The organism is Actinomycetospora chlora (genome assembly GCF_039542135.1).
GTDB lineage: Bacteria > Actinomycetota > Actinomycetes > Mycobacteriales > Pseudonocardiaceae > Actinomycetospora > Actinomycetospora chlora.
In genome coordinates, this window is record NZ_BAABHO010000036.1 from 1 (window position 1) to 20,065 (window position 20,065).

The 20,065-nt window shown below is 75.1% G+C and carries 23 protein-coding genes; 9 read left to right on the forward strand and 14 right to left on the reverse strand.

Annotated features, from left to right (window positions below; all coding sequences use genetic code 11):
* A partial coding sequence (locus ABD994_RS20610) for a winged helix-turn-helix domain-containing protein (protein ID WP_345419333.1) occupies window positions 1–1,194 on the reverse strand: 1,194 nt, incomplete at its 3' end.
* 201 nt (window positions 1,195–1,395) lie between these two features.
* Window positions 1,396–3,765, reverse strand: a complete 2,370-nt coding sequence (locus ABD994_RS20615) for an arylsulfatase (RefSeq protein WP_345419338.1) — start codon at window positions 3,763–3,765, stop codon at window positions 1,396–1,398.
* A gap of 151 nt (window positions 3,766–3,916) precedes the next feature.
* Here ABD994_RS20615 and ABD994_RS20620 point away from each other — a divergent pair, with 151 nt between their 5' ends.
* Window positions 3,917–4,123, forward strand: coding sequence for a hypothetical protein (locus tag ABD994_RS20620; RefSeq protein ID WP_345419341.1), 207 nt, complete (start codon window positions 3,917–3,919; stop codon window positions 4,121–4,123).
* Here ABD994_RS20620 and ABD994_RS20625 read toward each other — a convergent pair.
* The 5 genes from ABD994_RS20625 to ABD994_RS20645 form a co-directional block, all read right to left on the reverse strand.
* Window positions 4,120–5,001 carry a formylglycine-generating enzyme family protein gene (locus tag ABD994_RS20625; RefSeq protein ID WP_486303754.1) on the reverse strand — a complete coding sequence of 294 codons (882 nt, stop codon included), beginning with the start codon at window positions 4,999–5,001 and terminating at the stop codon, window positions 4,120–4,122. The two genes, ABD994_RS20620 and ABD994_RS20625, sit on opposite strands and share 4 nt — an antisense overlap.
* The gene (locus ABD994_RS20630) at window positions 4,899–5,174 is read right to left on the reverse strand and encodes a DUF3040 domain-containing protein (RefSeq protein WP_345419347.1); all 276 of its coding nucleotides are present in this window, start codon (window positions 5,172–5,174) and stop codon (window positions 4,899–4,901) included. The genes ABD994_RS20625 and ABD994_RS20630 overlap by 103 nt, the downstream gene beginning before the upstream one ends.
* The gene (locus ABD994_RS20635; RefSeq protein WP_345419351.1) at window positions 5,174–5,425 is read right to left on the reverse strand and encodes a hypothetical protein; all 252 of its coding nucleotides are present in this window, start codon (window positions 5,423–5,425) and stop codon (window positions 5,174–5,176) included. Before ABD994_RS20635 ends, ABD994_RS20630 begins: the two co-directional genes overlap by 1 nt.
* 17 nt (window positions 5,426–5,442) lie before the next feature.
* Window positions 5,443–5,970, reverse strand: a complete 528-nt coding sequence (locus tag ABD994_RS20640) for a potassium channel family protein (RefSeq protein ID WP_345419354.1) — start codon at window positions 5,968–5,970, stop codon at window positions 5,443–5,445.
* A gap of 81 nt (window positions 5,971–6,051) precedes the next feature.
* Window positions 6,052–6,519 (reverse strand): DUF7144 family membrane protein, encoded by a 468-nt coding sequence (locus tag ABD994_RS20645; RefSeq protein WP_345419357.1) that lies wholly within the window; start codon window positions 6,517–6,519, stop codon window positions 6,052–6,054.
* A 178-nt stretch (window positions 6,520–6,697) separates the two neighbouring features.
* Between ABD994_RS20645 and ABD994_RS20650 the strand changes: the two genes are divergently transcribed.
* Genes ABD994_RS20650 through ABD994_RS20660 form a run of 3 tightly spaced genes read left to right on the forward strand, consistent with a single transcriptional unit; the run spans window position 6,698 to window position 10,562 of the window.
* Window positions 6,698–8,203 carry an MFS transporter gene (locus ABD994_RS20650; RefSeq protein ID WP_345419360.1) on the forward strand — a complete coding sequence of 502 codons (1,506 nt, stop codon included), beginning with the start codon at window positions 6,698–6,700 and terminating at the stop codon, window positions 8,201–8,203.
* The gene (locus ABD994_RS20655; RefSeq protein ID WP_345419363.1) at window positions 8,200–9,213 is read left to right on the forward strand and encodes a DUF389 domain-containing protein; all 1,014 of its coding nucleotides are present in this window, start codon (window positions 8,200–8,202) and stop codon (window positions 9,211–9,213) included. Before ABD994_RS20650 ends, ABD994_RS20655 begins: the two co-directional genes overlap by 4 nt.
* Complete coding sequence (locus ABD994_RS20660; protein WP_345419366.1) at window positions 9,210–10,562, forward strand: chloride channel protein; 1,353 nt, start codon at window positions 9,210–9,212, stop codon at window positions 10,560–10,562. Before ABD994_RS20655 ends, ABD994_RS20660 begins: the two co-directional genes overlap by 4 nt.
* Here the strand turns inward: ABD994_RS20660 and cydB are convergent.
* Window positions 10,559–11,689: a cytochrome d ubiquinol oxidase subunit II gene (gene cydB / locus ABD994_RS20665; RefSeq protein WP_345419369.1), complete on the reverse strand. Its 1,131-nt coding sequence runs from the start codon at window positions 11,687–11,689 to the stop codon at window positions 10,559–10,561. The genes ABD994_RS20660 and cydB overlap by 4 nt on opposite strands.
* Window positions 11,690–11,701: 12 nt before the next feature.
* The gene (locus tag ABD994_RS20670; protein WP_345419372.1) at window positions 11,702–13,099 is read right to left on the reverse strand and encodes a cytochrome ubiquinol oxidase subunit I; all 1,398 of its coding nucleotides are present in this window, start codon (window positions 13,097–13,099) and stop codon (window positions 11,702–11,704) included.
* Between the two features lie 209 nt (window positions 13,100–13,308).
* Between ABD994_RS20670 and ABD994_RS20675 the strand changes: the two genes are divergently transcribed.
* Genes ABD994_RS20675 through ABD994_RS20685 form a run of 3 tightly spaced genes read left to right on the forward strand, consistent with a single transcriptional unit; the run spans window position 13,309 to window position 14,451 of the window.
* Complete coding sequence (locus ABD994_RS20675; RefSeq protein WP_345419375.1) at window positions 13,309–13,668, forward strand: hypothetical protein; 360 nt, start codon at window positions 13,309–13,311, stop codon at window positions 13,666–13,668.
* On the forward strand, window positions 13,665–14,132 hold the full coding sequence (locus tag ABD994_RS20680) for a DUF6325 family protein (RefSeq protein ID WP_345419378.1): 468 nt from the start codon (window positions 13,665–13,667) through the stop codon (window positions 14,130–14,132). Before ABD994_RS20675 ends, ABD994_RS20680 begins: the two co-directional genes overlap by 4 nt.
* Window positions 14,133–14,136: 4 nt before the next feature.
* Entirely contained in the window at window positions 14,137–14,451 is a 315-nt protein-coding gene (locus tag ABD994_RS20685; protein WP_345419381.1) for an SHOCT domain-containing protein, read from the forward strand.
* 18 nt (window positions 14,452–14,469) lie between these two features.
* On the opposite strand, the gene ABD994_RS20690 is transcribed toward ABD994_RS20685, so the two are convergent.
* The 4 genes from ABD994_RS20690 to ABD994_RS20705 all read right to left on the reverse strand — a co-directional run bounded on the left by ABD994_RS20690 (window position 14,470) and on the right by ABD994_RS20705 (window position 17,656).
* Complete coding sequence (locus ABD994_RS20690) at window positions 14,470–15,690, reverse strand: hypothetical protein (RefSeq protein WP_345419384.1); 1,221 nt, start codon at window positions 15,688–15,690, stop codon at window positions 14,470–14,472.
* 86 nt (window positions 15,691–15,776) lie between these two features.
* Window positions 15,777–16,226: a DUF5709 domain-containing protein gene (locus ABD994_RS20695; protein ID WP_345419387.1), complete on the reverse strand. Its 450-nt coding sequence runs from the start codon at window positions 16,224–16,226 to the stop codon at window positions 15,777–15,779.
* 55 nt (window positions 16,227–16,281) lie between these two features.
* Window positions 16,282–17,214 (reverse strand): NAD-dependent epimerase/dehydratase family protein, encoded by a 933-nt coding sequence (locus ABD994_RS20700; RefSeq protein WP_345419389.1) that lies wholly within the window; start codon window positions 17,212–17,214, stop codon window positions 16,282–16,284.
* 28 nt (window positions 17,215–17,242) lie between these two features.
* On the reverse strand, window positions 17,243–17,656 hold the full coding sequence (locus tag ABD994_RS20705) for a DUF5313 family protein (RefSeq protein ID WP_345419392.1): 414 nt from the start codon (window positions 17,654–17,656) through the stop codon (window positions 17,243–17,245).
* 123 nt (window positions 17,657–17,779) lie between these two features.
* On the opposite strand from ABD994_RS20705, the gene ABD994_RS20710 reads away from it, so the two are divergent.
* Together ABD994_RS20710 and ABD994_RS20715 are read left to right on the forward strand one after the other, a co-directional pair.
* A complete protein-coding gene (locus ABD994_RS20710; RefSeq protein ID WP_345419395.1) occupies window positions 17,780–18,262 on the forward strand; it encodes a MarR family winged helix-turn-helix transcriptional regulator in 483 nt (160 codons plus the stop codon).
* A 78-nt stretch (window positions 18,263–18,340) separates the two neighbouring features.
* Window positions 18,341–18,832 carry a quercetin 2,3-dioxygenase gene (locus tag ABD994_RS20715; protein ID WP_345419399.1) on the forward strand — a complete coding sequence of 164 codons (492 nt, stop codon included), beginning with the start codon at window positions 18,341–18,343 and terminating at the stop codon, window positions 18,830–18,832.
* Window positions 18,833–18,836: 4 nt separating this feature from the next.
* Here ABD994_RS20715 and ABD994_RS20720 read toward each other — a convergent pair whose 3' ends face one another.
* Entirely contained in the window at window positions 18,837–20,027 is a 1,191-nt protein-coding gene (locus ABD994_RS20720) for an acyl-CoA dehydrogenase family protein (protein WP_345419402.1), read from the reverse strand.
* Between the last annotated feature and the right edge of the window lie 38 nt (window positions 20,028–20,065).

Genomic DNA, 20,065 nt, shown 5'->3' on the forward strand with positions numbered 1-20,065 from the left:
CGCGGCGACCGCCAGGGCCGCGTGCTCGCCCCGCCCGGCGAGCCACGGTCCCCAGCGCTGCGCGAGCGCCGCGAGGAGGGCGGGGTCGCCCGAGCGGTCGGCGTGCCGCAGCGCCTCGACCGGGGCGTCCTGCGCGGACCACCACCGCGCGGCCGTGGCCTCCAGGTCCGCCACGAGCGCCGGACCCCGGCGCGCGAGGTCGGCGACGAGGTGCGTGCGCAGCAGCCCGAGGAGCCGGTACGGGTCGCCGGGGCCCCCGCTGCCCGACACCAGGCCGGTGTCCCGGGCGAGTTCGTCCAGCAGCGGCACCGCGTCGTCGCGCCCGGCCAGCCGCGTGGCGAGCGCGGCGGGCGCCGCATCGTCGACGGCGACGCGTCCGAGCAGCTCGCGGCGGTCGGCCGGGAGCCCGGCGAGCACCTCGTCGACGAGGTAGTCGGCGACCGGCCGGTCGTCGCCGGAGAACCCGGCGAGGAACCGGCCGGGGTCGGGGTGGTCCCGCAGCGACAGCGCGGCCAGGCGCAGCCCGGCGACCCACCCGCCGGTGCGCTCGTGCAGGGCCTCGACCTGCGCCGGGTCGAGCGGCAGGGCGCAGGCCGCGACGAGTGCCGCCGTCTCGGCGGGCGTGAACTGCAGCTGCTCCGCGCGCAGCTCGCCGACCCGCTCCTCCAACCGCAGCCGCGGCAGGGGCAGCGCCGGGTCCCGCCGGCCCGCGAGCACGAGCCGCAGGCCGCGCGGGGCGTCGCGCACCAGCATCTCCAGCCCGCGCCGGGACAGGGGGTCGGTGAGGTGGTGGACGTCGTCGAGCACGAGGCGCACCGGCGCGGGCAGGGCCGCGAGGGCCTCGGCGAGCTCGGTGAGGAACTCCGGCGCGACGGTCGACCGCGACACGACGAGCCGGTGCAGCCGGCTCGTCGCCGGGACCGCGGGCAGCGCGGTGAGTGCGGCGAGCACCGCGCCCCAGAGCCGCCGTGGGTCCCGGTCCTCCGGGTCGAGGCGCACCCAGGCGGTCGCCCGCCCGAGGTCGGCGGCGGTCCAGGACGCGAGCAGCGTGGTCTTGCCGAAGCCCGGGGGCGCGGACAGCAGGACGAGGTCCCGGTCCGCTCCCCGGTCGAGGGCCGCCTCCAGCTCTCCCCGGCGGACGTGCTCCGCCGGGAGCGGTGGGGGACCGGTCCTCGATCCCGACGCGTGGAGCACGGGGCCGCTCCTGGGGTCGGTGCGCGCGCCGGCTGGTTGACGCGCGCAAGGGCCACCATAGGATCTCCGGAGCGTCGGCGGAATCGCGCAACCTCCTCGTTCGTACGGGCCTCCGGCCGCACGGGCAGCGACGATCGGACCAACCCGCGACGGTCCGGAAGCGGCTGCTCACGAACGGTCCCGTTGCCCGCGACCGAGCCCCTACTGCCGGGCGATCGCGATCCGCAGCCGCTCCTCGGGATCCACGAAGTGGTCGTGGCCGTCGTCGCCGGCGTCGAGCTGCACCCAGTGGATCTTCCCGGTGAACCGGCTCGACGGGCCCGTGAGGTCGGGGCTGACCGGGGTGCCCTCGTCACGGCCGACGTCGGTGGTCTCGTCGGCGGAGAAGACCATCGGCTGGGTCATGGCCACGCGCCCGGCGCCGGCGGCCGCGCCGTCGACGTAGAGGGTGACGTCCCCGCCCTTGGCCAGGCCGCCCCCGTCGTACGCGAACTCGGCGCGCACCTGGTGCACCCCGCCCGGCACCGGCTCGTCGGAGCGGGTGGTGAAGACGTGGATGCCGAGCACGTTGTAGCAGAAGCACAGCCGGCCCTCGTACAGGTGGACCGACCAGCCCCCGAACCGGCCGCCCTGCGCGATGACGACGCCCTGCCCGCCCCCGACCGGGACGTCGACCTCGGCCGTCACGCTGAACGACCGGTTCTTGATCGAGACCACGCTGTTCTCCGAGAGGCGCCCCATGCCGGGGAAGAACAGCTGCGAGGTGCCCTGGACGAGCGTCGGGCGCCCGGCCATCGTCGGCTCGATGCGCTCGGCGGTGCGGTCGTCCAGCGGCAGCACGCCGTACTTGGCGGCCTCGATGAGCCACAGCCGCTGCAGGCGGGCGAGGACCTCGGGCTTGTCGGCGGCGAGGTCGCGGGCCTGGCTGTAGTCGCTGGTGCCGTCGTAGAGCTCCCAGACGTCCTCGTCGAACGGCGGCGGCTGGTGGCCGGACATCAGCCAGGGCGTGCGGTGCTTGGTCACCGCGCTCCAGCCCCGGTGGTAGACGCCGCGGTTGCCGAACATCTCGAAGTACTGCAGGTCGTGGCGCTCGGCGGCGTCCGCGTCGGCGAACGTGTCGAGGATGCTCGTGCCCTCCATGGGCGACTGCAGCACGCCGTTGACCATCGTCGGCTCGGGGATGCCCGCCGCCTCGAGGATCGTCGGGGCCAGGTCGATGACGTGGACGAACTGCGAACGCAGACCGCCCGGGTCGGACGTGCCGCGGGGCCAGTGCACGACGGTGCCGTTGCGGGTGCCGCCCCAGTGCGACGCGACCTGCTTGGTCCACTGGAAGGGCGTGTTCATCGCCCAGGCCCAGCCCACGGCGTAGTGGTTGTAGGAGTCCGGCGACCCGAGGAGGTCCATCGTGCTGCGCAGGAACTCCGGGGTCTCGAGCGCGGCCATCCCGTTGAAGTTGGCCATCTCGTTGAACGCGCCCTGCACGGTCCCCTCGGCGGACGCCCCGTTGTCGCCGATCATGTAGAAGATCAGCGTGTCGTCGAGGATCCCCATGTCCTCGAGCGTGTCGACGAGCCGGCCGACCTGGTGGTCGGTGTGCTCGAGGAAGCCGGCGTAGACCTCCATCTGGCGCGCCAGCACGGGCTTGAGCTCGTCGGGCATGTCGTCCCACGCCGGGATCTCGTCGTGTCGCGCGGTCAGCTCGGCCTCCGCCGGGATGATCCCGGCCTCCTGCTGGCGGGCGAAGGTGTGGGCACGCGCCGCGTCCCAGCCGTCGTCGAACTCGCCGCGGTAGCGGTCGGCCCACTCCCTCGGCACGTGGTGCGGGGCGTGCGTGGCGCCCGGCGCGAAGTACACGAAGAAGGGCCTCGCGGGCGCGAGCGCCTTCTGCTGGCGCATCCAGGCGGTGGCGCGGTCGGCGAGGTCCTCGGTGAGGTGGTAGCCCTCCTCCGGCGTCGCCGGTGGCTCGACGGGCGTCGTCCCGTCGTAGAGCGAGGGCTCCCACTGGTTGTTCTCGCCGCCGATGAACCCGTAGAAGGTCTCGAACCCGCCGCCTCCCGAGGGCCAGGCGTCGAACGGTCCCACCGGGGAGGACTGCCAGACCGGCACCTCGTGGCACTTGCCGAACTGCGCGGTGGAGTAGCCGTTGAGCTTGAGCGTCAGCGGCAGCGGCGCCTTGGTGTTCGGCCGCACCGAGCTGTTGCCGGGCGCCGAGGTCGCCGTCTCGGTGATGCTGCCCATGCCCACGGAGTGGTGGTTGCGGCCGGTCAGCAGCGCCTGGCGGGTGGGGGCGCAGAGCGCGGTGGTGTGGAAACGGTTGTAGCGCAGCCCGCGCGCGGCGAGCCGGTCCGCGGTCGGCGTGCGGCACGGGCCGCCGAACGTCGAGGACGCCCCGAACCCGACGTCGTCGAGCAGGACCACGACCACGTTCGGCGCGCCGGCCGGCGGGAGCAGCGGCTCGATCGGCGGGAAGGCGGTGTCGGGGTCCTTGGCGTCGTAGGTGGTCAGACCCGGCGCCGGGCGGTCCGGGATGGGGAGCACCGTGCGGGCGTGGCGGTCGGGCGGGTTCATGGCACCGACCGTCGTGACCGGCCCGGTCCACCGGCTCACCCCGGCGGGATGAACGGCCCGTGCGGCCCGGCCGGACCATCCTCGGCGGGTGAGGGCGGGCCCGGCGCCGTCGGCGACCCTCGGCCCGACGATCCGGACCCCGGGAGGACGCATGACCGGACGGCACTACGAGTTCCGGGTCGACGGCGCCCTGTCCGCCCGCGCCCGCGAGGCCCTGTGCGACATGGAGGTCGAGGAGATCCGTCCGGGCGCGGTGCTGCGCGGGGACGTCCTCGACGACGCCCACCTGCACGGCATCCTCGACCAGCTGCGCGTGCTGGGCCTGACGATCGTGTCCGCGCGCCCGACGTCGGGCTAGTCAGCGCCCCGGGGCGCGACGCGGAAGCCGACGTTGCCCGCGCTGCTGTCCGCCCCGCTGCCCGTGCGGCCCGCACACCGGTAGCGCTCGCAGTGCGAGGCGTGGCAGAGGTAGGAGCCGCCGCGCAGGCTGCGCTCGCCGGGACGCGCCGGATCGAACGGGTCGGCGCACCACTCCCAGACGTTGCCGGTGGTCTGGTGCAGCCCGTAGCCGTTGGGGGCGAAGGCCGTCACCGGGGCCGTGCCGACGAACCCGTCGTCGCCGTCGTCGCGGGACGGGAAGGCCCCCTGGAACACGTTCATCCGGTGCTCGCCACCCGGCGTGAGCTCGTCGCCCCAGGGGAAGGTGCGGCCGTCCAGCCCGCCACGCGACGCGTGCTCCCACTCGACCTCGGTGGGCAGCCGCACGCCGGCCCACCGGGCGTAGGCGACCGCGTCGTCCCAGGACACGTGCACGACGGGGTGGGTGGGGCGGTGCTCCAGCCCCGAGCCGGGGCCCTCGGGACGCCACCAGCAGGCGCCCGGCACCCGCCGCCACCAGGGGGCGTCCACCACGCCGCGGGTGGGCGGCGCGCCGTCCGGGAGCAGCCCCGCGAACACGAACGACGCCCCGTGCACCTCGGCGCTCGTGACGTGGCCGGTGGCCTGCACGAACGCCAGGAACTCGACGTTGGTGACCGTGTACGTCGCGATCCGGTGGGCGTCGACGTGCACGGCGCGCCCGGGGGCCTCCCCATAGCGGAAGGTCCCGGCCGGCACGTCGCACCAGGGGCCGCTCACGACCGTCGGCGCTGCCACAGCGCCCGGGCGCGGCGCCGCCCGAGGACGAGCGCCACCATGAGCGCCACGAGGCAGGCCTGGCCGCCGAGGCCGAGCCAGAGCAGCCCGACCACCAGCAGCGTCCCGACGACGCCGACCAGCCAGGTGGCGACCGCCACGGCGCGGCGACGGCGGGCGTGGCCGGAGCGCAGCAGGGCGTCGAGGTGGGGGTCGCTGCGGGCCAGCTGCCGCTCGGTCTCGGCCAGCGTCTCGCGGTCGGCGTCGTCGAGCATCACGCCTCCTGGAGGGTCTCGCCGACCTCGCGGACGAGCCGGTGGTCGTGGTCGCGGGCGAGCACGTGCCCCACGCCGATGGCCACCGCCACGGGCCAGGAGAGGATCTCGACCGCGGTGAGCCCCCCGAGGACGATGACGAACGCGAGGGTGCCGGTCGGCGGCCAGCCCACCGGGCCGAGCAGGGGCACGTCGACGTGCCAGCCGGTGGCCGGTGCGGGTGGCGCTGGTGGCGCTGGTGGCGCTGTCATGGCGGGACTCCTCGGGGTCAGGAGGGCGGGGTGCCGCCACGGCGCGACCGCCCACGCCGGACCGCCTCGAGCATCGCGTTCACGAGGAGGCCGAGCACGAGCAGGTCGCCGACCATCTGCACGGTCACCAGGATCCGGGCGGGCTGGCTGAGCGGGACGATGTCGCCGAACCCGACGGTCGCGAACACCGTGACGGTGAAGTAGAGGGCGTCGACCCGGGACATCGGCTCGGAGAAGGTGCCCGGGAAGGTCCCGTCGAGCACGACGTAGGTCGACGCGAAGATCAGGATGAACAGCGGGATCGCGCTCGCGAAGGCCTCGACGGCGCGCAGCGCCGGGTGCACCGCGGTGGTGATCGCCCGGAGCTGCCAGACGACCATCGCGACGAGGACGGCCATCCCGGCCAGGAACAGCACGAGCGTCCCGTCGTCCTCGCGCGTGTGCAGCGGCAGCGCGAAGTAGACGACCAGGAGCAGCGCGACCGTGATCGTCGACCGGGCCAGGACGAGAGCGATCCGCCGTCGTGACGGTGCGTCGGCCTCCACAGCTCTCCCTCGTGCTCGACGCGGGCGAGGCCCGCCCGTCGCCCGGGCGGGCCTCGTCGACGGACCCCGGCCCGTCGCGGGTCAGAAGTCGGTGTCCCCGACCCAGGTGACCATCAGGGCATAGATGACGACGATGTCCAGCACGATCAGCAGGATCGACCACAGGGGGTAGGCCGGCAGGAACGCGAACTGGACGATCGTGTTGATCGCGACCAGGAAGATGCCGAGGCCGCGGGCCCACCCGGGGGCACTGCCGACGAGGGCCAGGCCGGTCGCGAGCACGAGGATGCCCAGGATCAGGTGCACCCAGCCCCACGCGGTCAGGTCGAAGAGCAGCACGCCGGCGCCGGTCAGCGTCACGTAGGTCGGCGAGAAGATCGCCAGGAGGCCCTCGATCACGGCGAAGCCGCCGATGATCGTCATCATCACGCCGCCGAAGCGGACCCAGCCCTCCCAGGCGCCCGAGCGGCGGGGTGCGGTCACCCCGTTCGTGAGCGGTGAGGCGCTCGACGGCGCCGAGACCGGCGACGGGGTCTGTTGTTCGGTCATGTCTCCTCCAGGCACGGATCGGGCACGAGGCGGTGCGTCGTGACCGGACGGTGCTCCCGGCCGGGCCCGGGGACCTCACCCGAGCCGGATGAGACAGCCGGGGCGCGGGACGGGCGGGCGGCCGGATCACCCCGAGCGGATGAGGTGCGCGCCCGCGGGCGCGACGGAGGCTCGCAACATGACCGACACGGACGCGCCGGCCACCCGGGGGGCGGGCAGCGTGCTCGCGACGAGCTGCCTGTCGACGTTCGTCGTCAACGCCAACACCTCGGCCGTGAGCATCCTGCTGCCCTCGATCAGTGCCGACCTCGGCGCCCCGATCGCGCTGCTCCAGTGGGCGGTGACCGGCTACCTGCTGGTCGGCGCGGCCACGATCGTCACCACCGGCGCGATGGGCGACGTGTTCGGCCGGCGGCTGATGTTCGTCGGCGGGCTCGGGCTCTTCGTGGCGTCCTGCGTGGTCATCGCGCTGGCCCCGTCCGGCGCGTGGGTGGTGGGCGGGCGCGTCGTCCAGGGCGCCGCCGGGGCCGCGATCCTCGCGACGGGGCTGAGCCTGCTCTCGGTGGCCACCTCCGGGCCGGCGCGGATGCGGGCCGTGACGCTGTGGGGCGCCGCCTCGGCGGCCGGGGCCGCGGCGGGCCCGGTGGTCGGCGGCGTGCTCGCCGAGGCGACCGGGTGGCAGGGCCTGTTCTGGATCGACGCGCTCATCGCCGCCGTCTGCATCCCCTGGGTCCTCGCCGCCGTGCCCGAGTCGCGGGACCCGGGCCGTGCGCGCTCGATCGACCTCGCCGGCACCGTGCTGGTCGCCGCGATCCTCGCGCCGCTCGTCTTCGCGGTCTCCGAGGGCGGGTCGTGGGGATGGACGTCGCCCGCGACGTTGGGGTGCCTCGCCGTGTCCGCGGCCTCGATCGTCGGGTTCGTCCTCGTCGAGCGACGGGTGGCCGCGCCCCTGGTCGACCTCGCGCTGCTGCGCAACGTGCTGCTCGTGGCGTCGACGCTCGCGATCCTCATCGGCGCGGGCGCGATCGCGGGGATCTCGTTCCTCATCAGCCTGTACTTCCAGAACCCCGCCGCGTTCGGCATGACCAGCCTCGAGGCCGGGCTCGCGTGCCTCCCGGTGGCCGCCGTCGTGGTCGTCGCCGCACCCGCGATCACCCCGCTGGCGCACCGCTTCGGCGGCCGTCCCGTGGTGGTGGGCGGCTTCCTGCTGCTGACGGGCGGCTTCGTCCTGCTGGCCTTCGTCGACACGACGTGGTCCTACGCCGCCTTCCTGCCCGGCCTGCTCGCCGTCGCCCTGGGGCTGAGCCTGTCCAACGGACCCGCGTCATCGGCGGCGACGGCGTCCGTGCCGCCCGCCCAGGTCGGGGCGGCGTCCGGGATCTCGAACATGGCCCGCTACGTCGGCGGGGCCGTGGTGACCGCGGTCGTGGCCGGCCTCTACACGTCGGTCGACGAGGCGCAGACCGCGGCCGGGGCGGCACCCGGCGAGGCGCTCGCCACCGCGTTCTCGTGGTCGGTGGTCTCGCTGGCGATCGTCAGCGCCCTGGGCATCCCGCTGGCCCGGCGCGCCGGACGCCGCTCCCGGACGACCGCGGTCGAGCTGGCCGCGGCGGCCGCCGCGACCGTCCACACGCTCCCGGTGCCGGCGGAACGGGACGCCGGCCCGGTCCCCGGCGCGGTGTGACCGCCGGCCTGGCCCGGGCGCCGTACGTCCGGGTGACCGCCGCGGACCTGGAGCGCGTCACGGGCAAGCTGTTCCTGGCCGACCGTGCCGGCCGGTCCGCGTTCTGGGTGCTGCTCACGCTCGCCGCGGTCATCGCCAGCGCCGGGGTGGTCGCCGACTCGACCGCCACCGTCATCGGCGCGATGATCGTCGCCCCGCTGATGACCCCGATCCTCGGCACGGCGCTCGCCGTGGTGCTGGCCGACCGCCGCCAGGTGGTCCGCAGCGCCGTGGTGGTGGTCGCCGGCGCGCTCCTGGTGGTGGTCATCGGGTACCTGTCGGGCCTGCTCAGCCCGGTACCGGAGGTCGCCGCCACCAACTCGCAGGTCGCCTCCCGCGTCGCCCCCGAGCTCGTCGACCTGGTCGCGGCGCTCGCCACCGGCGCGGTCGGCGCCTTCGCGCTCGTGCGCCCGGACGTCTCCGACACCCTGCCCGGGGTGGCCATCGCCATCTCGCTCGTGCCGCCCCTGGCCGTGGTGGGGCTGACGCTCGAGGCCGGGGCGCCCGACCAGTCCGCCGGCGCGCTGCTGCTGTTCCTGACCAACGTCACCGCGATCATCGCCACCGGCACGGCCACCCTCGCGGCCTGCCACGTCCGGGAGGTCGCGATCGCCGCCGGGCGTCCGGTGGGCCGGCTGCGGGCGCGCACGGCCGTCGTGATCGGGGTCGTCCTGGTCGCCGTGGCCGTCCCGCTCGGCGTCGGGACGTGGCAGACCGCCCGCGGGCAGCAGGTGCTCACCGCCGCCCAGCCGGCGGTCCAGGGGTGGGCGCAGGCGCGGTCGTGGCAGGTCGTCGACGTGACCTGGAGCCAGGGCGTGCTCCAGGTCGTCGCCGCCGGACCGCCGCCCGCGCCCGACACGTCCTCCCTGCGCGGCGCCCTCGACCAGGCCGGGCTCGCCGACGTCCCCGCCCGCCTGTCCGAGGCCCTCGGCGGTGTCGTCGAGCTCCCGGCGACGGGGGCGGCGCGATGAGCGACACCACCCGGGCCGGGGCGGCCCCCGCGGGGACGACCGGCGCCGCCCCGAACCCGGCCGAGCTGCTGCGGTCCGCCGCCTACCTGCGGATGCTCCTGCTGGCCGCGGTGCTCGGCGTGCCGATCTCCGCCCTGGCCTACGGCTTCCTGGTCGCCGTGGCCTTCCTCCAGGACGTCCTGTTCCGGCGCCTGCCCACGGCGCTCGGCCTGGGCCCCGCGCCCGCGTGGTGGCCGCTCCCGGTGCTCGCGGTCGGCGGGCTGCTCGTCGCGTGCACGATCCGGTACCTGCCGGGCGGGGGCGGGCACTCGCCGGCGGACGGGTTCTCCAACCACCCGCCACCCACCGGTCGCGAGCTGCCCGGGGTGATCCTCGCGGCCACCGCGACGCTGGCGTTCGGCGCCGTGCTCGGCCCCGAGGCGCCGCTGATCGCCATCGGCGGCGGCCTCGCCGTCCTCGCGGTCCGCACCGCCAAGGCCTCGCTCGCGCCATCGGCGATCACGGTGGTCGCCAGCACCGGCAGCTTCGCGGCGATCAGCACGCTGCTCGGCTCGCCGCTGCTCGGAGCGTTCCTGTTGATGGAGGCCGCGGGGATCGGGGGCGCGACGCTCGGCCTGGTCCTGCTGCCGGGGCTCCTCGCGTCCGGGATCGGATCCCTGATCTTCGTGGGCCTGGACTCCCTGACCGGGCTGGGGTCGGTCTCCCTCGCCCTGCCCGACCTCCCACCGTTCGCGCGGCCCGACCTCGCCCAGTTCGGGTGGGCGATCGTCATCGGGCTCGTCGCCGCGGTGCTGGGCACCGCGATCTCGTGGACGGGGTTGCGCCTGCGCGCGCTGGTCGACCGCTCGCGGCTACTGCTGACCACGCTCGCGGGCCTGGTGGTCGGTGGCCTCGCCACCGTCTACGCGCTGACCACCGGGCACGCGACCTCCGACGTCCTGTTCTCCGGCCAGGCGGCCCTGCCCGGCCTGCTCACCGGCGCCGCGTCGTACTCGCTGGGCGCGCTCGTCCTGCTCGTCGCCTGCAAGGCCGTGGGGTACGCGGTGTCGCTGAGCGCCTTCCGTGGCGGCCCGGTCTTCCCGGCGATGTTCGTCGGCGCCGCCGTGGGACTCGCCCTCGCGCCGCTGCCGGGGATGGCGATCGTGCCCGGGGTCGCGATGGGCATCGGCGCCATGTGCGTGGTGATGCTGCGCCTGCCGTTGACGTCGGTGATGCTCGCGGTGCTGCTGCTCGGGACCGACGGCCTCGTCGTCACGCCGCTGGTCATCGTCGCGGTGGTCGTGGCCCACGTGGCCGCCGCCCGGCTGCGCCCGGCCCCGCACCCCGTTGAGGCCGCGACCGCGCCCTAGCCGCGCCGGGCGTCCCGCCGGTTCGCCGGGCGCAGGAGGTGCAGCACCACCGCGGCGACCCACCCCACGAGCCAGCCCGACACGGTGGGGGGCTCGGGGTCGTGGCGGGGGAGCGGCCCGGCGGTCGGGGCGCCCGGACGGCCCTCGCCGCGCAGGCGGCGGCGGAACACCACGTAGGTCCAGCCCTGGTAGAGGAGGACCACCGGCAGCAGCACGGCGAGCACGATCGTCATCAGCGTCAGCGCATACGGCGACGCCGCGGTGTTCGCGATCGTCAGGTCCTGGGCGGGCCCGAGCGTCGAGACCACCACCCGCGGCGCCAGTGCCGCGAAGATCGTCACCACGACGGTGGCCATGGTGACCGCGGTGGCGGTGAAGGCCGCCCCCCACCGTCCGGTCTTCGCGAGCACGACCGCCGCGATCGCGGCCACGACCGCGACCAGCTCGACCAGCGACAGCAGCACCCCGTGGCCGTCGCCGAGCCGGGTCCAGACCGCGAACACCGCCACCGCCACCGCGGCGAGCGGGCCGAGCAGCCGGGCGGCCCGCCCGGCCCGGTCGCGGACCTCCCCGCCGGCGCGCAGGGCCAGGAAGACCGCGCCGTGCAGGAGGCACACGACGGTGATCGTGACGCCGGTGTACACGGCATAGGGCGCGACGAGGTCGCCGAGCCCGCCGACGAACTCCTGCGCCGCGTCGACGGGGACGCCGTGCAGCAGGCCGGCGAGGACGGTCCCGATCACCAGCGGGGTCACCGCGCTGCCGGCGGTCAGGGCGGCGCTCCAGAGCCGGCGGCTGCGGGCGCTGCCCGCGTGCGCGCGGAACTCGAAGGACACCCCGCGGAGGATCAGCGCGACCAGCGCCAGCAGGACCAACGGGTAGAAGCCGGAGAACATCGTCGCGTACCAGGCGGGGAACGCGGCGAAGGTCCCGCCGACGGCGAGGACGAGCCACACCTCGTTGCCGTCCCACACGGGCGCGATGGTGCCGATGGCCTCCTCGCGCCCGGCCTCGTCGCGGCCCACGACGCCGTGGAGCATCCCGACGCCGAAGTCGCACCCCTCGAGCAGCAGGAAGCCGACCCACACGACGGTCAGGGCGATGAACCAGAACTCGGCGAGCGTCACGGGTCGCCCTCCTCAGTAGGTCGCGACGGGGACCCGGGCCGGCTCGACGTCGGGCACGGGGGCGTCCGGGGGATCGCGGCGGGCGAAGCGCAGCATCAGGCTCCACGCGACCACCGCCAGCAGGCCGTAGAGCAGCAGAAACACGACCAGGCTCACCACGAGGGCCGTGGTGGAGACCGAGGGCGAGCTCGCGTCCCGCGTCAGCTGCAGGCCCTGCACGATCCAGGGCTGGCGGCCGTTCTCGGTGAGCAGCCAGCCCGCGGTGTTGACGACGAACGGGATCGGCACCGCCCAGATCGCCACCCGCAGGAACCACCGCGAGGTCTCGAGGCGCTTGCGGCGCCACAGGCCCCAGAGCCCCAGCACCACGAGCAGGCTGCCGAGATAGGCCATGACGCGCATCGACCAGTACTGCACGAAGACGTTCGGCACGTAGTCGCCCGGGCCGTACTGCGCGCTGTACTGCGCCTGGAGCTCGTCGAGCCCCTGCACCTGGCCGTTCCAGGAGTTCGTGGCCAGCAGGGACAGCAGGTGCGGGACCTGGATGACCTTGTCGGGGTCGTGGTCGTCGTTGCCCCCGCCGATCTGGAACAGCGAGAACGAGCACGGCTGGCACGTCGTCCACTGGGCCTCGGCCGCCGCGATCTTCATCGGCTGGAACTCGCCCTCGGTGACCCCGAGCTCGCTGCCGACGAGCAGGTTCACCGCCGTCACCGGGGCGAGGACGGCGAGCGCCAACGTCGCCGAGCGCGTGAACACCGGCGCGGACGCCGACCGGCGCCGCAGGTGCCAGGCCGAGACGGCCAGCATCACCACGGCCCCCGTGATCACCGACGCCAGCAGCACGTGCAGGAGGCTGCGCAGGAACACCGGCGACGTCAGCACCGCCGCGATGTCGGTGAGCTGGGCGCGGCCGGTGCCGGGCGCGATCGCGTAGCCCACCGGGTGCTGCATCCAGGAGTTCGCGGCCATGATGAACGCCGCCGACAGCGCGCTGCCCACGGCCACCGCCCAGATGGTCGCCAGGTGCACCCGCCGGGAGAGCCGGTCCCACCCGAACCACCACAGGCCCAGGAACGTCGACTCGAGGAAGAACGCCGCCAGGCTCTCCATGGCCAGGGGCGCGCCGAACACGTCCCCGACGAAGCGGGCGTAGCCCGACCAGTTCATCCCGAACTGGAACTCCTGGACCAGCCCGGTCACGACCCCCACGGCGATGTTGATCACGAGCAGGGTGCCGAAGAACCTCGTCAGGCGCCGGTACTCGCCCTGGCCGGTGCGGTGCCAGCGGGTCTGGAGCACCGCGGTCAGGAAGGCCAGCCCGATCGTCAGCGGGACGAACAGGAAGTGGTAGATCGAGGTCGTCGCGAACTGGACGCGCGCGAGGTCGACGGGGGCGATCTCGATCATGAGCGTCCTCCTCGGCGCCGGCGGTCACCGTGTCCGGGCACGCCGTCGCGGACCTCACCCGCGAGGGGTGACACCGGGCGGGGACGGCTCGCGGTGCGGTCCTTCCCCGGGGCGGCCGGGACCGGGTCACCCACGCCGGGCGATGTCGCCGGCGGGTGGTGGCGGCACCGTCGGGCGCGGATCGGCACAGCATCCGAGGAGGCGCCACCATGCCCGACACCAGCCCCGCCGCGATCCCGCCCCCGCGGTCCCGCACCGTCCGCCTCCTCGTCGGCGGCGCCGTCCTCACCGCCGCGGGGGGCCTGCTGGGCGCGGCCGGGACCGGCCTCGTCGCGGCGGCGGCGTGGGGCGCGGCCCGCCGGTGGCAGCAGGCGACCGCGATGACGCCCGCCCAGCTCGCCCGCCACGCCGTGTCGGCGACCGTCGTGGGCGCCGGTGCCGGCGCCGAGGCGTGGCGCCGCCCCGCGGGCGACCTCGACCTCGCCGCCGCGCTGGCCACGGCGGCGGACAGCGCGCGGGGCATCCCCGCGCCGCGCCCCGGCGACGACCGCGTGGAGGTCTCCCGGTGACCGCCGCCGACCCCGGACCCGACACCGGACCCATCGACTACCTCGTCGTCGAGTTCCCCCCGGGCTCGGCGACCGGTGAGGGCATGCCCCTGCTGGTCGACCTCGTCGATCGCGGGCTGATCCGCATCCTCGACCTCGTGTTCCTGCGCAAGGACGCGGACGGCGCGGTGACGACGGTCGAGATCGCCGACCTCGACGGCGACGGCTCCCTCGACCTGGCCGTGTTCCACGGGGCGGCGTCGGGGCTGCTCGACGGCGACGACCTCGCCGAGGCCGGCGCGGTGCTGGCGCCCGGCGTGACCGCCGCGGTCCTCGTCTACGAGAACGTGTGGGCGGCGCCGCTGGCGTCGGCCCTGCGCCGGGGCGGCGCCCAGCTGGTCGCCGGGGGACGGATCCCCGTCGACCTCGTGATGGCTTCCCTCGGCGCCGCACCCGCGGCCGCCGGGGCCGACGGGGAGGGGTGAGGACGTGCCGGGACTGTTGAGGGGCCTCGCGCGCACGGCGCTGGTGGCGGGGACGGCGACCGCGGTGTCGAACCGCGTCTCGCGCCGTCAGGCGGGGCGGTGGGCGGCACAGGAGGCCGAGTACGCCCCGCCGCCCCAGTACGCACCGCCCCAGTACGCATCGCCGCAGTACGCCCCGCCGCCGGAGTACGCACCCCCGCCCGGCCCGCCGGCCGGTGACACGATCGCCCAGCTCAAGGAGCTGGGCGAGCTGCGGAGCCAGGGGGTGCTGACCGACGCGGAGTTCGAGCAGCAGAAGGCCCGCATCCTCGGCTCCTGACCGGCGGTCCCCTCGTCCTCAGCTCTCGAGGACGAGGGGACGCGACCCGGCCGGCGGCTGCTCGGCCAGCTCCTTCATCAGCGCACGCCGGATCTTCGGCTGCTGGGACAGCGCGACCGCGACGACGGTCAGCAGCAGCCACATCGCGATGCTGCTGACGATGACGAAGAGCGCCGGCAGGGTCGCGTTCCCCAACCGGTCGGCCCACTCCTTGGCGGCGAACACCCGCCAGATCAGCATGATGTTGACCGCGTAGCCGATCACGTAGGACACCGCGAAGACGATCGCGAACTGCTTGAGCGTGCCGTCCTTGCGCCGCTGCCGGACGGGCTCGTCGCGGATCGGCGTCGCCACCGACAGGACGTTGCCGACGCCCAGCCACAGCACGATGAACGAGACCATCAGCGCGCACGCCTTGAAGAACGCGTCGAGGTTCCCGGCGCGCCACGCGAGCAGCCCGCTGAGCAGGAAGCCGACCGGGGCGACGAGGCAGAGCAGGGCGAGGTTCTTGGTCACGAGCAGGTGCCAGAGCCGGGCCCCGCTGTCGAGGGCGGCGCGGACGCGCAGGGCGTCGAAGCTCATCGCGTTGAGGCAGACCGCGCCTCCCATGACGACCGAGATCGCCCACAGACCCAGGTAGGGCAGCCAGGTGTGCGCCTTGTCCCACTGGAACAGGCGGATGAACCCGAGGTAGAGCAGTCCGAGGGCGAGGCCGACCGCCAGGCTCTTGAGGATCGAGCGGGGCTTCCGCGTGAGCATGTACGCGATCTCGCCGCGCAGCCCGCGGGCCAGGGCCGGTCCGTGCCGGCTGACCGCGTTGCGGCCGGTCAGCGGGGTGTGCCCGTCGACCGCGCTCGCGCCGGGCTCGCCCTCGCCGGCGTCGATGAGGGCGAGGCGGGCGTCGAGCACCGCCAGGTGGGCCTCCAGCAGCGCCAGCCGCGCGACCGTCACGGCCTCCGCGGCGTCGGCCTCGGCCCGCGCGGCCTCGCTGTGGCCGGTGGACGCCGGCCCGGTGCCGATCTCCCCGTCCTCCGCGAGGAAGGCCTCGCGGAGGCGGGCGTGGCGACCTCCGCCGGCGGGCTCGAGCCGCTCCAGCTCCCGCTGGTCCCGCAGGACCCCGACCACGCGCTCCCGCAGGGCCGCGACGTCCGGGCGCTCCTTCCACCGGGCCGCGAGCGCGGCCCGCTCGGCGGCACCGGCCCGTTCGACGAGCTCGGTCAGGTCGTCCACGGCGGACATCGGGGCTCCCTCGGGCGACGGCATCGACACCGTCGAGCACACCCTCGGGCCCGGCCCGACCGCATCACCCGGGCCGGATGACGGGGTCAGCGCTCGTCGTCCACCAGGTGGATCGCGGCCTCCTCGGCGCTGGCGCCCGCCCCGTCGACGCCCACGTCGTCGGCGTAGAAGTCCTCGCCGTCCTCGCGCAGCACCAGCCGCCCCGAGCGCCCGCCGCCGACCTCGTCGTCCCAGAGCTCGCCGTCGGTGTCGCTCGCGTCCCCGAGGCCGTCGCCGTCGTCGTCGTCGTCGCGGTCCGACGTGTCCTCGCGGTCCAGGCGGCCGGCCAGCGGCTGCCCCTCGAGCTCCTCGGACTGGGTGGTGCCCCAGGCGTCGGTGCCCCACGGCTGCTCGTTGGGGGAGACGCCCTCGTCGAGCTGGTCGGCGAGGTCGGGGTCGTCGAGCGACTCGGCCTCGTCGAGCTGCTCGAGCGACGTGTCGTCGACGGTGTCGGGGTCGTCGCCGCCGAGGGAGTCCGGCGTCTCGGGCGCTGTCACGGTGGTCCTCCTGGTCGCACGGTCGGGGCACAGTGTGCGCCCCCGACGCCAGGGGTCAGCTCGCGGCCGGGGCCTCGTGTTCCCGGTACCAGGCGAGCGTGCCGGCCAGGCCGTCGCGCAGCGGCGTGGTCGCGCGCCACCCGAGCACGCGGGCGGCCGGCTCGGGGTCGGCCACCTGGACGCGCTCGCCCGTCCGGTCGCCGCGGGCGCCGAGGCCGAGCGGCCCGTGGTGCCCGGCGAGGTCGGCCAGTTCGCGGACGACCTCGGCGATCGTCACCACCCGCCCGGAGCCGACGTCGAGGACCTGGCCGGGGGCGTCCGGTGCCACCGCCGCGCGGACCAGCGCGTCGGCGACGTCCTCGACGTGCACCCAGTCGACCCCGCGGGTGCCGCTGCCCAGCGTGGGCACCGCGCCCGCCACGAGCGAGCGGCAGACGTGGGGGACGAGCTTGGCGGTGTCGGGCTGGTCGGGGCCGTAGACCATGGCGATCCGCAGCACGGTCACGGGCAGGCCGTCCTGCGCGTGGAACAGCCGGGCGTAGCCGGTCGCCGCCGCCTTGGCCGCGGCGTACGGCGAGACCGGGGGCTCGTCGCCGCGGGGCTCCTCGATCGAGCCGGCGAGCACGACCCTGCAGCCGGGCTCCGCGCGGGCCGCGGTCATCACCGCGACCGCCGCCCGCGTGTTGGCCTCGAGCATCGTCACGGCGAGGTCGCCGTCGCGGTCGCCGCGCACCTCGCTGGCCAGGTGGACGACGGCGACCGGGCGCGCGGCGCGGACCACGGCCGCGAGGGCGTCGGCGTCGCCGAGGTCGGCGTGGTGCCACCGGCGCACGTCACCGGTCGGGCGCGGGGGCGTGCCGGGACGGGCCACCGCGTGCACGTGGGACCCGAGCGCGTGCAGCCGGCGCACCAGGTGGCGGCCCAGGAATCCCGAGGCTCTGGTGACCAGGACGGGCCGGCCGTGCAGGGAGCGGGGGTCGACCGTCACCCGGTCGGGTGCCCACGATCGGCCCGCCTCACTCCGTCGGTGGCGTCCGGTAGCGGGCGGCGTAGCGCTCGGCGGCCGCGGCGTCCTTGTCGGCGGTGCGCTCGGCGCGCCGCGCCGGCCCCGTGCCGGCCGGGTAGCCGGCCTTGACCAGCCGGTGCTCCGCGGTCTCGTGCAGGTAGCTCATCGAGAAGATCAGGCCCATGATGGCGCCGCCGAGTGCGCACATCGTGCGCAGCCAGAGCGGGCCCGGGACGAACACGACGATCGCGACGACGAACGGCGCGATCTGCACGACCGCCCGGACGACGTGCCGCAGCCACCAGGTCCGGCAGGTCGTGTCGTGCAGCACCCACGGCGCGAGGCGGGCGGGCAGCCCGCCACCGAAGGCGTACCAGAGCCACTGCAGGGGGTTCGGCCGGCGGACCGGCGTCTCGGGCGTCATGCGGGCTCCCATGCTCGCTGCCCCAATGGTTTGCACACCAATAGTATGCGCACCACGTAAGCTGGGGGCACCGGGAGCTGCGCCACAGCCCACGACAGCCCACGACGACGCCGGGAGGCCACGATGGACGCGCTCGAGACGGCCCCGCCGGCGCTCCCTGACGACGTCGACCCCCTGGCCCTCGAGAACCAGGTCTGCTTCGCGCTCGCGGTGGCGGCGCGCACGGTGATCTCGGTGTACAGGCCGCTGCTCGAGCCGATGCACCTCACCCACCCGCAGTACCTCGTCATGCTGGCGCTCTGGCAGTCCGCGCCGCTGTCGGTGACCGAGCTCGGGCGGCGGCTCGAGCTCGACCCCGGCACGCTCTCGCCGCTGCTCAAGCGACTCGAGGCCGTCGGCTACCTCACCCGCGAACGCAGCCGCGACGACGAGCGCTCGCTGGCCGTGCGCCTCACCCCGGCCGGCACCGCGCTGCGCGCGCAGGCCGAGCGGATCCCGCCGGCGATCGTCGAGCGCCTCGCGATGGACGTCGGCGAGCTCCGCGACCTGCACGGTGCGCTCACCGAGGTCATCTCCGCGGCGCGGCGGGCGCAGGCGGCGCGCTGACCGCCCGGTCTTGACCTCGGCCGCCGGCCGGGCATGCTCGCACCTGGTCACCCGACGGCGTCGGACGAGAGGCGCGCGATGTCGCACCCCACCGCGGTCCAGCCCTACCGCCTGCGCGCCGACGAGGGCGAGGCGCTGTGGTTCCTCGGCAACCTCGTCACGGTGAAGGCCGCCGGCGCCGACACCGGCGGCCGCTTCGCGGTGGTCGAGGTCCTGCACCCGCCCGGCTTCGGTCCGCCCCTGCACCGCCACCGCGACGAGCACGAGGCCTTCTACGTGCTGGGCGGCACCGTGTCGTTCCGCTGCGACGGCGAGGTGATCGACGGCGGGCCGGGGGACTTCGTGCTGCTCCCGGCCGGACGCGCCCACACGTTCCTCGTGGGGCCGGACGAGCCCTTCCGATCCCTGGTGATCACGTCGCCGGCGGGGTTCGAGGGCTTCGCGGCCGAGGTCGGCGCCCCGGCCGCCCGCCGCGAGCTCCCTGCGTCGGCCGCGGTCGACCCCGCGGTGCTGGCGGCGGCCGCGGCCCGGCACGGGATCGAGCTCCTCGGGCCGCCACCCACCGCGTGAGGAATCAGTAGGAGCGCGGCATGCCCAGGACGTGCTGGCCGACGTAGGCGAGCACGAGGTTGTTGTTCACCGGTGCCACCTGGTACATCCGCGTCTCGCGGAACTTGCGCTCGACGTCCCAGGTGTCGACGAAGCCGTAGCCGCCGTGGGTGTCCAGGCACGCGTTGCCGGCCTGCCAGCTCGCCTCGCTGGCCAGGAACTTGGCCAGGTTGGCCTGCTCGCCGCACTTCTCCCCGGCGTCGAAGAGCGCGGCCGCGCGGTAGCGCATGAGGTCGGCGGCCGTGACCTGGGCGTAGGCCCGGGCCAGCGGGAACTGCACGCCCTGGTTCGCGCCGATCGGGCCCCCGAACACCTCGCGGCTGTTCGCGTACGCGGTGGCGCGCTCGACGAACCAGTACCCGTCCCCGACGGCCTCGGCGGCGAGCAGGATGCGCTCGGCGTTCCAGCCGTCGATGACGTAGCGGAAGCCCTTGCCCTCCTCGCCGATCAGCGCCGACGCCGGCACCCGCATGTCGGCGTAGCGCACCTCGTTGGTGGCGTAGTTGAACATCGTGCGCACCGGGGTCACCTGCAGCGCCTCGGGCTGGTCGCGGCGGACCTCGCGCAGGTCGACGAGGAAGAGGCTGATGCCGCGGGTGCGCTCGGCCGGGTCGTCCGAGCGCGCCGACGTCCGGGCGAGCACGAGGGCGAGGTCGGACTGCTCGAGGCGGCTGGTCCAGTTCTTGTGCCCGGTGACGACGTACGCGTCGCCGTCGCGGACGGCGGTGGTGCGGATGTCGGTGGTGTTCGAGCCGGCCTCGGGCTCGGTGATCGAGAACGCCTGCAGGCGCAGCGTGCCGTCGGCGATCGCGGGCAGGTAGGTCCGCTTCTGCTCCTCGCTGCCGTGCTTGAGCAGCGCGCCCATCGTGTACATCTGCGCGTGGCAGGCGGCCGAGTGGCCGCCGGAGCGGTTGATCTCCTCGAGCACGATCGAGCCCTCGGTGATCCCGAGCCCGCCGCCGCCGTACTCGGTGGGGATGAGCACGGCGAGGTAGCCGGCCTCGGTCAGCGCGTCGACGAACGCGTCGGGGTACTCGCGGGCGCGGTCGCGCTCGCGCCAGTACTCGTCCGGGAACCGGGCGCACAGCGCGCGGACCTCCCCGCGCAGCTTCTCCTGCTCGGGGGTGGTCACGATGGTGCTCGCGCCGTCGGCCATGTCCTCACCTCATCACCGTGCTTGACGCTCCGCACGGG

Bases quoted from the DNA above. Each gene is read 5' to 3' on its own strand.
- ABD994_RS20630 (WP_345419347.1), bottom strand. From the start codon at position 5,174: ATGCTCGACGACGCCGACCGCGAGACGCTGGCCGAGACCGAGCGGCAG.
- ABD994_RS20710 (WP_345419395.1), top strand. From the start codon at position 17,780: ATGGACGCGCTCGAGACGGCCCCGCCGGCGCTCCCTGACGACGTCGAC.
- ABD994_RS20690 (WP_345419384.1), bottom strand. From the start codon at position 15,690: ATGTCCGCCGTGGACGACCTGACCGAGCTCGTCGAACGGGCCGGTGCC.
- ABD994_RS20705 (WP_345419392.1), bottom strand. From the start codon at position 17,656: ATGACGCCCGAGACGCCGGTCCGCCGGCCGAACCCCCTGCAGTGGCTC.
- ABD994_RS20650 (WP_345419360.1), top strand. From the start codon at position 6,698: ATGACCGACACGGACGCGCCGGCCACCCGGGGGGCGGGCAGCGTGCTC.
- ABD994_RS20675 (WP_345419375.1), top strand. From the start codon at position 13,309: ATGCCCGACACCAGCCCCGCCGCGATCCCGCCCCCGCGGTCCCGCACC.
- ABD994_RS20645 (WP_345419357.1), bottom strand. From the start codon at position 6,519: ATGACCGAACAACAGACCCCGTCGCCGGTCTCGGCGCCGTCGAGCGCC.
- ABD994_RS20715 (WP_345419399.1), top strand. From the start codon at position 18,341: ATGTCGCACCCCACCGCGGTCCAGCCCTACCGCCTGCGCGCCGACGAG.
- ABD994_RS20660 (WP_345419366.1), top strand. From the start codon at position 9,210: ATGAGCGACACCACCCGGGCCGGGGCGGCCCCCGCGGGGACGACCGGC.
- ABD994_RS20720 (WP_345419402.1), bottom strand. From the start codon at position 20,027: ATGGCCGACGGCGCGAGCACCATCGTGACCACCCCCGAGCAGGAGAAG.
- ABD994_RS20620 (WP_345419341.1), top strand. From the start codon at position 3,917: ATGACCGGACGGCACTACGAGTTCCGGGTCGACGGCGCCCTGTCCGCC.
- ABD994_RS20670 (WP_345419372.1), bottom strand. From the start codon at position 13,099: ATGATCGAGATCGCCCCCGTCGACCTCGCGCGCGTCCAGTTCGCGACG.
- ABD994_RS20615 (WP_345419338.1), bottom strand. From the start codon at position 3,765: ATGAACCCGCCCGACCGCCACGCCCGCACGGTGCTCCCCATCCCGGAC.
- ABD994_RS20635 (WP_345419351.1), bottom strand. From the start codon at position 5,425: ATGACAGCGCCACCAGCGCCACCAGCGCCACCCGCACCGGCCACCGGC.